Below are 11,959 nucleotides of genomic sequence, written 5' to 3' on the forward strand. Positions count from 1 at the left end.
AAAGACGGTTAGAATATCCCCATGCATAATCTTTTCTGTAAAATCAATGTAGAATCTACCTGAAGAAATTAAGTCCGAAAGCCGTAAGCAAAGCCATCGCAAACGTCAGGATGCCTACCTGCTTCAGAAAAGGGTCTAATTCCTTAGGTTCTTTAATGGTCATTATTTTCCTTCTGAGCTTCATCATCGGCAGCAGCAGGATCATCACGATGAATACGTAATAATTCTGGGACTGAAAGAATCCGTTGACTCCTAAAAACATCAGCATTAAAATCAGCGGAAGCTGCAAGAGCACCATTTCATAAATCATGGCATTCTTATAGCCGATTCTTAAGGCAAAGCTGTGTTTCCCGGATAAGCGGTCGCTTTCTATATCGCGCATATTATTCAGGTTTAGCACGGCCATACTCATCATTCCCACGGCTGTCCCCGGAAGCAGCATGTCCCAGCTGAATGTCTTGGTGAACAGGAAATAACTTCCGCATACCGAAACAAGCCCGAAAAAGATGAAGACAAATACATCTCCCAATCCCATATATCCGTAAGGTTTCTTTCCGATGGTGTATCCGATGGCCGCCAGAATACTGGCCACTCCCAATCCGATGAATATATAAAATTCATTCAGGTATCCCCCTGGGATAAAGGCAATGTACAGGAGTGCCACCGTAGCCAGAAATGAAATAACCGATAAAATGATCACTGCATTTCTCATTTGTCCGGCTGTAATCCTTCCTGAAGCTACTGCTCTCGATTCTGCTTCCACCACCCTTTTGGCATCGGTTCCTTTTACTCCGTCGCCATAATCATTGGCATAGTTGGACAGAATCTGGTACAATAAGGTTACCAGAAGAGCCAGAGCAAATATCCTCCAGTCCCAGGTACCGCCTTCTCCGTACAGCCTCCATTTGGCAATGAAAGACCCCATAATAATTCCGCTTAACGACAGCGGCAGTGTTCTCAGCCTTGCGGCTTTAATCCAATCCTTCATATAATTGATAATTGATAATTGATAATTGATGATGATATTTTTTTATCAATGATCATTCATCACTAATCAATCATGTTAAGATATCCATTGATCTTCCCCGAAATTTGGTTTTCTCTTTTCCAGGAATGCATTTCTTCCTTCTTTTGCTTCTTCCGTCATGTATGCCAGGCGGGTAGCCTCACCGGCAAATACCTGTTGCCCAACCATTCCGTCATCGGTAAGGTTCATGGCAAACTTCAGCATCCTGATGGATGTAGGAGATTTAGCCAGGATTTCCTGGGCCCATTCATAAGCAGTATCTTCCAACTCGGCGTGGGGAACTACTTTATTTACCATGCCCATTTCAAGGGCTTCCTGTGCAGAATAGTTCCTTCCCAGGAAGAAAATTTCACGGGCTTTCTTTTGTCCCACCATCTTAGCAAGGTAAGCCGATCCGTAACCGCCGTCGAAGCTGGTGACATCCGCATCGGTCTGTTTGAAAATCGCATGCTCTTCACTGGCTAAGGTCAAGTCGCATACCACGTGAAGCGAGTGACCGCCGCCTACAGCCCATCCCGGAACTACAGCAATCACCACTTTGGGCATGAATCGGATCAGACGCTGAACTTCGAGAATATTAAGACGGTGCCTGCCGTCCTCTCCTACATATCCCTGATGGCCTCTGGCTTTCTGGTCTCCTCCGCTGCAGAACGCCCAGCCTCCGTCTTTTGGGCTCGGTCCCTCGCCGGAAAGCAATACCACACCTATAGAAGGGTCTTCATAGGCATCATAAAATGCATCGTACAATTCAGAAGTGGTCTTAGGACGGAAGGCATTTCTGACCTCAGGTCTGTTGAAGGCAATCCTTGCTACCCCATTGGATTTTTTATAGGTAATATCTTCGTATTCTTTAGCGGTTTTCCACTCGATCATTTTTTAAAAATTTTTCTCAAAGATACGGAATTGGAAAGAATTTCGGGATTGTAATTGCAGGATTATCACCGGTAATTTGCGCTTTTTTTAACACAAAAAACCGGGACTGTTACGTCCCGGTTTCGTATGGTTTTCTTTAAAGAATTCTTATTTAGGCTGTTTGGCCTGAAGTGCGGCTTCTTTAGCCTTCATTTCAGTCATTTTTGCCTGGTTTTTGGTAATCCCGTAAATGTCTTTCAACATGGATACGGCATCCAGGTTTTCAGGATTGGACTGATACCATTTCTCAGCATAAGGAAGGGCTTTATCAAACCTTGCCTTTCTGGCTTCGATCAGCTTTGTAGCTTCATCCGGTTTGGTTTTTCTTAATGCATTGATCTCCTCTACTGCTTTTGAATCGTCACCGATGGAAGTAAGCACAAGATTCTGGTAGGCATTGGAGAAATCAGGCTTAAGCTCGATTGCTTTTTTGAATGAAGCTTCTGCGTCTGCAGCGGTAGCAGGATTTTTAGACTGCAGTACCCCAAGGTTATACCAGTTAGTGGCATCATTAGGATTTTTAGCCAACTGCTCCTTAAGGTTAGCCATGAACTTATCCGTATTTCCGGAAGCGTATAATGCAGATCCCTGATACTCTTTCAGCTTGGTGTTATTCGGGAATTTAGCGAGTCCTTTTTCAATGATCGCCAGTGCTTCATCATTCTTTTTAGCGTTGATCAGCAAGGTAGACAGTGTTTCATACAAATCAGATTCCACGCTTGGAGTCTGCTCTGTCTTAAAATCAGAATAATCCTTGGAGCTTTTCTTAAGCAGGTCCCAGGTATTCTTGTCATAAGTCATAACCTGACCTGTTTTGTTATCTTTTGCTGTATATGTGGTCTGAACACCTGTGTATCCGGAGTTGATAAGATCAGTATATACTTTGATCGCCTGGTCTGAGTTATTTGCCAAAGCATAGCTCAGTCCCGCGTAATACATATATGTTTTATCATCCTGCCCGTTAGTCTTCAGCAGGTTGTAAACTTCCATAAACTTGGGAGCCGCTCCTGCGTAGTTTTTAGCATTGTAGGCATCCATAGCTTCTTTGTTGGCAGCCTGTAACTGGGCATTTACATCCCCTTTCTGTCCAAAAACAAATGATGATGCTATAATCGCCATTCCTAAAATCAGCTTTTTCATAATCACTATTTTATAATTAATTGTACAATATTATTCTTCGGAATCTGAATCCTCAGTGTTCTCTGTTGTATTTTCATTTTCCGGATCAGAAACTGAAATGTTTTCCTGGTTATCTATTACAGCAGTGCCTTCTTCATTTTCTTCTGCTTCATCTTCCACATCTTTATCTTTCTCCACTTTGGCAATGGCTGCAATTTCATCGTTTTTCTTAAGGTTGATCATTCTTACCCCCTGGGTATTTCTACCCATCACACGCATTTCATCCATTCCCATACGGATGGCAACACCGGATTTATTGATGATCATCAGACCGTCTTCATCCGTTACATTCTGGATAGCGATAAGATCTCCTGTCTTTTCAGTAATATTCAGGGTAATGACCCCTTTTCCGCCTCTGTTGGTTTCCCTGTAATCTAGGACGGCTGTTCTTTTACCGTATCCTTTTTCAGAAACTACAAGAACCGTATCATTGTCAAGATCATTTACCACAATCATGCCGATTACTTCATCGTTGTCCTCCAGCGTAATTCCGCGAACCCCGATGGAGCTTCTGCCAACCTCCCTTACCTTTTCTTCCGGGAAGCGGATACATTTACCTTTTCGGGTGGCGATCATAATCTGGGATGTACCATTCGTAAGATATGCACTTAAAAGCTGGTCATTATCCCTGATTTCAATTGCATTTACCCCGTTTACCCTAGGCCTTGAATACGCTTCAAGCGAAGTCTTCTTGATGGTTCCGTTCTTGGTTACCATCACCACGCTCATCTGGTTGACATATTCGGCATCTTTAAGGTTGTTGGTACGGATATATGCCTTGATCTTATCATCCGGTTCTATATTGATCAGGTTCTGAACGGCTCTTCCCTTAGAAGTTTTGGAACCTTCCGGGATTTCAAATACCCTCAGCCAGTAACATCTTCCTTTTTCCGTAAAGAACAGCATGTACTGGTGATTGGTTGCAGATACAATGTACTCCAGGAAGTCTTCATCCCTGGTAGTAGCAGCCCTGTTTCCTACACCGCCACGGCTCTGGATCTTATATTCTGAAAGGGAGGTCCTTTTGATATACCCTGCATGGGAAATGGTAAGGACTACAGATTCATTAGGAATGATATCTTCAATTGACATTTCACCTCCTGAATAGTCGATTTCCGTCCTTCTGTCATCACCGTATTTTTCTTTTATTTCGATCAGTTCATCTTTAATGATCTGGAATCTTCTTTCTTCGTTGGCCAGGATATCTTCAAGGTTTTCGATCTCTTTCATGATTGCCTCATACTCATCACGGATCTTATCCAGCTCCATTCCGGTTAAACGTGCCAGACGCAGGTCAAGAATTGCCTGAGCCTGGATGTCAGAAAGCTCGAACGCTTCCATCAGTCCTTCTTTGGCAGCCTGCGGATTGGCACTGTGACGGATAATGGATATCGCTTTATCCAGGGAAGCCTGGCTTCCGATCACTTTCATGAATCCTTCAAGGATATGGGCCCTTTCTCTTGCTTTTTTAAGCTCAAACTTGGTCCTTCTTACGATCACCTCATGTCTGTGCTCTACAAAATGATGGATAATGTCTTTCAGGTTCAGCTGTTCCGGCCTTCCGTTAACCAAGGCAATATTGTTTACGCTGAATGAAGTCTGAAGAGAGGTATACTTATACAGAAGGTTCAGAACAACATTAGGAATAGCGTCGTTCTTCAGTTCGTATACGATACGAAGTCCTTTTCTGTCCGATTCATCCCTGATTTCAAAAATGCCCGGGATTTTTTCATCCTTTACGAGTTCTGCCGTCCTGGCAATCATCTCGGCTTTATTGACCTGATAAGGAATTTCTGTAACGATGATCGCATTGCGGTTGCCTATTTCTTCAAAGTTCACCTTGGCTCTTAATACCACCCTTCCTCTTCCTGTATGGAAGGCATCCCTTACGCCATCGTAGCCGTAAATGATTCCTCCGGTAGGAAAATCCGGGGCAATGATGTGCTGCATAAGCTCATCAATGGAAATTTCTTTATTATCAATATACGCACAGATCGCGTTGATTGATTCTGAAAGGTTGTGCGGAGCCATATTGGTCGCCATACCAACTGCAATACCAGATGTTCCGTTGACCAGCAGGTTCGGTACTTTGGTAGGTAAAACAGTAGGTTCCTGTAAACTGTCGTCAAAGTTGTTCTGGAAATCAACCGTTTCTTTATCCAGATCAGAAAGAATTTCATCGGAGATCTTTTTCAGCCTGGCTTCGGTGTAACGCATCGCTGCCGGCGGGTCGCCGTCCATGGAACCGAAGTTACCCTGTCCGTCTACCTGAGGATAACGCAAACTCCATTCCTGAGCCATTCTTACCATGGCATCATATACGGATGAGTCCCCATGCGGGTGATACTTACCCAAAACATCCCCTACAATTCTCGCGGATTTTAAATATTTCCTGTTAGAAAAAACCCCCAATCCATACATACCGTAAAGAACTCTTCTATGAACGGGTTTTAAGCCATCTCTTACGTCCGGTAATGCTCTGGAAACAATTACAGACATCGAATAATCGATATAAGATGACTTCATTTCATCAACAATGTTGATGGGAATCAGTCTTTCACCTTCTTTTTGCATAAACAAATTATTACAATGATCGTCAGGCCCTTAGCAGGACACCTGAAAATTATTTATTTTCCATTTTAATTAACGGGCTAATTTACGAAAAAATTACCGATTTTTGGCTCAGAATTTGTCTTAAAAATATTAAAAAGTCATAAAAAATGAGCGTACTGAGCATTACCTTTCACTGCACGAAAAATAATCTCCAGGAATGGGAAAATTATATGGATGATACCCTGGCCCTGATGGCAGAAAACCTGATGGATGTTAGCCAGTATATCCTGTCTGATATTGGCAGTGATTATATTGAGGATGGAAAAAATTATAACCTTCTTCTGGTATTTGATAATGATGAGCTCAGGAATGATTTTATAGAAAGCGAACTGGTTAATATTACAGAAAGAATAGAAAGCCGCTTCGGGCAGGAAGTGATGATCTTTAATACCTTCCTGAACCCACGGATCAACAAACTTTAAGATAGATACCAAAAAAAACGCTGCACGGATGTATCCCGATGCAGCGTTTTAATTTTAACGTGGTCCTGGCGGATGCGGATGATCCGGCAGTCCTCTTTCATGCGGTGGTACCGGTGGTTTACCATGCGGTGGTCTTGGTGGTGCGGCACAAGAGCCTAAAGCAAATATTATTGCTGCTAAAACAGAAATTTTTGTCAACTTTTTCATAGGTGTAAGTTTGGTCTTTCTAAGATATCAACACTGATGCCAAAGATTGAAATAAAAAAGCATCAGCTTTGAGCTGATGCGGATGTTTTTCTTATCTGTGCCTGTGTGGCCCCGGATGGTGAGGACCTCTGGGAGGCCCCGGATGACGGTGCCATTTTTTATGCATATGCTTGCGGTGTCCGGGCGGTACTCCACGATGCGGATGAGGCGGAGGTGCCACGCACGATGCCATAATAAAGATAAGCGTCATCAGACTGATCATTTTCATTAAACCTTTCATTATTTTCATTTTTCAAATTCGGGATGAATAGGATCAAGGCTGATGCCAAAGAGGTCAGGTTACTTAATGAATAATGTAAAATTTATTAAGTATAAATTCTTAATTAATATAAAAAAATCAACTTCTTACATGAAATTATTTAATTTTCGGAAAGAATAAGCTGATTTTGATCATAAGATTTCGAAGTATAAACACCAGTAACCAATCTTGTTACAGCTTCCTTGGCAGATTTCAACCGGATCAGAAAGGAAGTTTTCAGTGACGGACCATTTATTACATACATCTTCCATAAATATGATTCATATTGTGTAATCATTACTATTCGGTATGTAATCCGTAAAATATACTTGTCCGATAGAAGCAAACAGATTAAATGTTCTATCTTAGTATCAAAATAAATTAATTTCTAAAATTTAACTGCAACACAATAATGAAAGCACTCTTCTACTCTTTTTTTGCCTTTTTAACCTTCGTAAGCTGTAATCCCGATAAGCGAAAGCCTGAGGCAGCCAATGCCAAAGCTGAAATTTCAAGAAAAGTCAACCAGCTCTATACCCTGTATGGAAAAGCCGGAAAAGATATTTATTCCCATCCTGTGCCCGGGGATTTATTTACTTCGGAACTAAACCGGATGCTGGATCAATCGCTCGAAATATCGAAGATTGATACTGAACGGGTTAAAAAGAGCCTTCATCCTGAAGATAAGCCTTTATTGCTGGAAGGTTCAGTGTTTACAGGATTGTATGAAGGGTTTACCGCTTACCACATCCAATCCATTGATGTTTCCGAAAGCATTCCTTCCGTATACACGGCAAAAGTAAAAGTGGAAATAGAAAATTCAGCTGTTTCCCCTAAAGTACAATGGACGGATACGGTATTGTTAACCGACGGACCTGATACGGAATGGAAGATAGACAATATCAACTTTGACAGTATCGGCAGTACTTCAGACCTGAAAACTGAACTCAGAAATTTTATTGATGCCGCGAAGGCAAATTAAAAATTCACTTTCAAATAAAAAGGCTGTCCTGAAAATTCAGGGCAGCCTTATATTTTTATGGGCACTGAGCAATTTGAGCTTCACTACACACCAGCTTGTTCAGCCGTTCACAAAATACACAATATTTTTTCGGCTCGCCTCCGTATACGGATTTCAATTGCGCTTTATTAAGCTTTTTCAGATTTTTCATAAGTTTTGATTTAATGATTAGTCTATAGAAAACGAAAATAAAATTCAATTATTACCAATTGAATTAAAATTATATCAAAAAATAAATTTGTAATTTAAATATTTACTAAAAAAAGCTCAACATGATGTTGAGCTTTTAACATTATTCAGACAGGAGGGTTTATAATTCCCTTTTTAAAAATTTTCCTGTGAGACTTTTCTTTGAATTTACAATTTCTTCCGGAGTTCCCTGCGCAACAATCTGACCGCCGTGCTTTCCACCCTCTGGTCCTACGTCAATGATATGGTCTGCCAGTTTGATCACATCCATATTGTGTTCAATGATGATGAATGAATTCCCTAACGAAACCAGCTGATTGATGGCGTCCATCAGGATCTTTACGTCCTCAAAGTGAAGTCCCGTAGTTGGTTCATCCAGAATATACAGTGTATTTCCCGTCTGCCGCTTAGCCAGTTCCGTAGCCAGCTTGATACGCTGCGCTTCACCTCCTGACAATGTGGTCGACTGCTGTCCCAAAGTAATATATCCTAAGCCGACATCCTGTAAGGTTTTCACTTTCGCAAAAATCTTCGGAATCGGCTGGAAGAATTCTACAGCTTCATCAATGGTCATATCCAGCACATCGGAAATGGACTTTCCTTTATACCGTACTTCCAGAGTTTCCCTGTTGAACCGTTTTCCATTGCAGGTTTCGCAATGCACATACACATCAGGCAAAAAGTTCATTTCAATAACTTTCAGCCCACCTCCCTGACAGGTTTCACATCTTCCTCCTTTAACATTGAAAGAGAACCTTCCCGGTTTATACCCCCGGATCTTACTTTCCGGAAGTTCCGAAAACAGGTTCCTGATATCAGTAAACATTCCGGTGTAGGTTGCAGGATTGGAACGCGGCGTCCTTCCGATCGGGGTCTGGTCCACATCTACGATTTTGTCAATATGTTCCAATCCTTCTATGGATTTATACGGCAGCGGTTCCTGGACAGCCCGGTAAAAATGTTTGTTAAGGATTGGATATAATGTCCCGTTGATCAGGGACGATTTCCCGCTTCCGGAAATTCCCGTCACTACAACCAGTTTACCCAAAGGAACATTCAAGGTAACATTTTTAAGGTTATTTCCGCTCGCTCCCTTCAGGATGATATGCTTACCGCTTCCTGCCCTTCTTTCCGCAGGAATTTCTATTTTTCTTTTACCATTGATGTACTGAGCTGTAATGGTATCTGCCTTCACAAGATCCTTAGGTTTGCCCTGCCAAAGGATTTCGCCCCCGAATTTACCGGCTCTTGGACCTACATCCAATACCTCATCCGCTTCCAGGATCATGTCTTTGTCATGTTCTACCACCAGCACAGAGTTCCCGATGTCTCTGAGGTTTTTCAGGGAATTGATCAGCCGCTCATTGTCTCTCTGGTGCAATCCGATGCTCGGTTCATCCAGAATGTACAGGACATTCACGAGCTGCGAACCGATCTGTGTTGCCAGACGGATCCTCTGGGATTCTCCTCCGGAAAGGGTCTTAGAGCTCCGGCTCAGACTTAGGTAATCCAATCCGACATCCAGAAGGAACTGGAGCCGGGTTTCAATTTCTTTCAGGATTTCATGGGCAATGATCTGTTTTTTTTCTGAAAACGTACCTTTAACATCATTCAGCCATTCTTTAAGGTCTGAAAGGCTCAATGCATTCACCTCGGCGATATTCTTACCATCGATTTTAAAGCTGAGGCTGGATGCCTGCAGACGTGAGCCTTTGCATTCAGGACAGGTTTCTTCTGTTGTAAAATGCCTTTCCAGCATCACGGCTTCATAAGAATCTTTTTCATCAATGATTTCTTCCATAAAAGAAATAAGACCATCGAAACTGATTTTGATCTTTTTGGTAATGCCTGCATACTTCAGGTCTTTATTGAATTCTTTATGACAGCCGTTATAAATGTAGTCAAGGGCTTCCTCTGGAATATCCTGGATAGGCGTGGCCAATCCCAGACCAAAAATTTCAAGGATATTTTTAATCTGTGAAAGGATCCATTTATTGGACTTGATATCCTCCAGCGGAAGCAGCCCTCCCTGGTTAACGGATAGTTTAGGATTATCTACGAAATAATCTGTGTTGATTTTTTTTATGGTTCCCAAACCTTTGCAGGACGGGCAGCTGCCCTTGGGCGAGTTGAATGAAAAAGTATTGGGTTCCGGCAGCGCCAGTGAATGACCGGTCTCTGCATCCATAAGGTTTTTGGAAAAATACTCTATATCCTTGCTGCCGAGTTTCTGGATCCCGATAATTCCCTCTCCCATATCCATCGCTGTACGCAATGATTTTTCCATCCTGGATTCGGAAGCACTTTCCCCGATAATCCAGCGGTCTACCACAATATCAATATCATGGGTTTTGTAACGGTCGAGTTTCAGGTCGTATTCAATATCCTGAAGTTCGCCGTCAATCCTGGCCTGTCCGTATCCTTTTTTAGCCATCTGTACGAAAAGCTCATGATAATGTCCTTTCCTGGAACGGATCACGGGAGCCATCAGCATGATTTTCTCTCCCTGATAGTTTTCTTTGATAGCATCCAGGATCTGGTCTTCGGTATAACTTACCAGTTTTTTTCCGGTAGAAAGGGAATATGCATCTGAAACCCTTGCAAAAAGCAGCCTCAGGAAATCATACAACTCCGTAACGGTTCCTACCGTAGATCTAGGATTCTTATTGGTGGTTTTCTGTTCAATGGCTATCACCGGCGACAATCCTTCGATCTTGTCTACATCCGGCCGCTCCAGCCCGCCCAGGAACTGTCGTGCATAGGCAGAAAAAGTTTCGATATACCGGCGCTGACCTTCGGCAAAGATGGTGTCGAATGCCAGTGATGATTTTCCGCTTCCCGAAAGTCCGGTAATGACAACCAGCTCATTGCGGGGGATTTTTACATTGATGTTTTTCAGGTTATGTTCACGGGCTCCGTAAACTTCAATATATTCAGTTGATTTACTCATAATTTGTGGCGATCCTACCTTAAAATCACGCAGTGCAAAATTACGGAATTTTTATGGAATCTTTTGTGTTAAAAAGTGTTATGAATTAAAGCCATTAACACATTCTATGACCATAGTCCGGGCTGCTGTTCATGGGAGGAAGTCACAATGGGTATTCAAAAAAAATGCCGGTGAAAATCACCGGCGGGTATTTGTTTAAAAGGACTACTTGACAAATATGTTATAAGAGTTCAGTACAGCATCATAAGCGTACCCTATGCTCCGGATATCACTGTCTGAAATTTTTCCAGAATCCTTGGCATTCCTAATCAGCCTTCTATACGTATCCAAGAAACTTTCCGCATTCCTATTGATGCTTTCGAAATCAGTTTTCTTATATGTATACTGTGTACCCTTCACCTTGAAATCCAGTTTTGAGTTCTGTGCAACAGCCGCAGCCAGCTCATCATATCTTTTCTGGGCTTCTGCAGCGTTGAAACTACTGTCATGCTGTTTATTCAGCGTGTCGTATGCATTATCAAGGGCATTCATGACCTTTTTGGAGGAAATGATATATTCCTTCATGGGATGATCTTTAAGGATGGTTTCCTCGGCTGCATCCGTTGCTGGTTTAATATTGGTCACAATCCTTTCTCCTGCCTCAAACAGAACCTGAGCATCAGCCTGGATCTCTTTATTGAGGGTTTCTGCCTTCGCGCCTTTGTCATCCTTGAAATCTTCAGCATTCATATAGGATTTGAGTTCTTCAAACTTTTTGTCTATGCTTTCTTTTTTAGCTTTGTAAGTCTGGAAATCCTTTTCAATTGCTGCTTTATTTTTATCAAAACCTGAAGGAACCTCTTTGATTTTACCTATGGCATAATCTAAAGATCCGGTTACCATCGGCATGATCAGCACGTCTCCGCCCTTAGCTTTCGTAACGGCTGCATCTGAATATTTCAGGATACTTTCTACATGATCCGAAGTTCTTTTGTAAGAATCAAGAAAATCATTATTGAAACCAATCACGGCATCCGCTTCATTTTTCCCTGCGTTGAGGACCGTATTCCCCAACTTTCCGATTTCTTTTTTACAGCTTACCGGTACAGCACTTAACGACAGTGCTACAGCAAGCATCAATAATTTTTTCATATATGTGATA

9 protein-coding genes are annotated in these 11,959 nt (G+C 42.1%); 2 read left to right on the forward strand and 7 right to left on the reverse strand.

Annotated features, from left to right (window positions below):
* Positions 1-55: 55 nt before the first annotated feature.
* The 4 genes from menA to gyrA form a co-directional block, all read right to left on the reverse strand.
* A complete protein-coding gene (gene menA / locus QE404_RS07115; protein ID WP_307448494.1) occupies positions 56-988 on the reverse strand; it encodes a 1,4-dihydroxy-2-naphthoate octaprenyltransferase in 933 nt (310 codons plus the stop codon).
* A 75-nt stretch (positions 989-1,063) separates the two neighbouring features.
* Entirely contained in the window at positions 1,064-1,900 is an 837-nt protein-coding gene (locus QE404_RS07120; RefSeq protein ID WP_169230680.1) for a 1,4-dihydroxy-2-naphthoyl-CoA synthase, read from the reverse strand.
* A 147-nt stretch (positions 1,901-2,047) separates the two neighbouring features.
* Positions 2,048-3,079 carry a tetratricopeptide repeat protein gene (locus QE404_RS07125; protein WP_307448500.1) on the reverse strand — a complete coding sequence of 344 codons (1,032 nt, stop codon included), beginning with the start codon at positions 3,077-3,079 and terminating at the stop codon, positions 2,048-2,050.
* A 30-nt stretch (positions 3,080-3,109) separates the two neighbouring features.
* The gene (gene gyrA, locus QE404_RS07130; RefSeq protein ID WP_307448503.1) at positions 3,110-5,692 is read right to left on the reverse strand and encodes a DNA gyrase subunit A; all 2,583 of its coding nucleotides are present in this window, start codon (positions 5,690-5,692) and stop codon (positions 3,110-3,112) included.
* Positions 5,693-5,838: 146 nt separating this feature from the next.
* On the opposite strand from gyrA, the gene QE404_RS07135 reads away from it, so the two are divergent.
* A complete protein-coding gene (locus tag QE404_RS07135) occupies positions 5,839-6,153 on the forward strand; it encodes a DUF4286 family protein (RefSeq protein WP_307448506.1) in 315 nt (104 codons plus the stop codon).
* A gap of 917 nt (positions 6,154-7,070) precedes the next feature.
* Positions 7,071-7,640 carry a hypothetical protein gene (locus QE404_RS07140; protein WP_307448510.1) on the forward strand — a complete coding sequence of 190 codons (570 nt, stop codon included), beginning with the start codon at positions 7,071-7,073 and terminating at the stop codon, positions 7,638-7,640.
* Between the two features lie 55 nt (positions 7,641-7,695).
* On the opposite strand, the gene QE404_RS19375 is transcribed toward QE404_RS07140, so the two are convergent.
* From QE404_RS19375 to QE404_RS07150, 3 genes are all read right to left on the reverse strand, one after another.
* Entirely contained in the window at positions 7,696-7,830 is a 135-nt protein-coding gene (locus QE404_RS19375) for a bacteriocin-like protein (RefSeq protein WP_309770526.1), read from the reverse strand.
* Positions 7,831-7,989: 159 nt separating this feature from the next.
* Positions 7,990-10,818, reverse strand: a complete 2,829-nt coding sequence (uvrA, locus tag QE404_RS07145; protein WP_307448513.1) for an excinuclease ABC subunit UvrA — start codon at positions 10,816-10,818, stop codon at positions 7,990-7,992.
* A 204-nt stretch (positions 10,819-11,022) separates the two neighbouring features.
* The gene (locus QE404_RS07150; protein WP_307448516.1) at positions 11,023-11,949 is read right to left on the reverse strand and encodes a DUF3829 domain-containing protein; all 927 of its coding nucleotides are present in this window, start codon (positions 11,947-11,949) and stop codon (positions 11,023-11,025) included.
* Positions 11,950-11,959 lie beyond the last annotated feature (10 nt).

This window comes from Chryseobacterium camelliae, from assembly GCF_030818575.1.
In the GTDB taxonomy this organism is placed as follows: domain Bacteria; phylum Bacteroidota; class Bacteroidia; order Flavobacteriales; family Weeksellaceae; genus Chryseobacterium; species Chryseobacterium camelliae_A.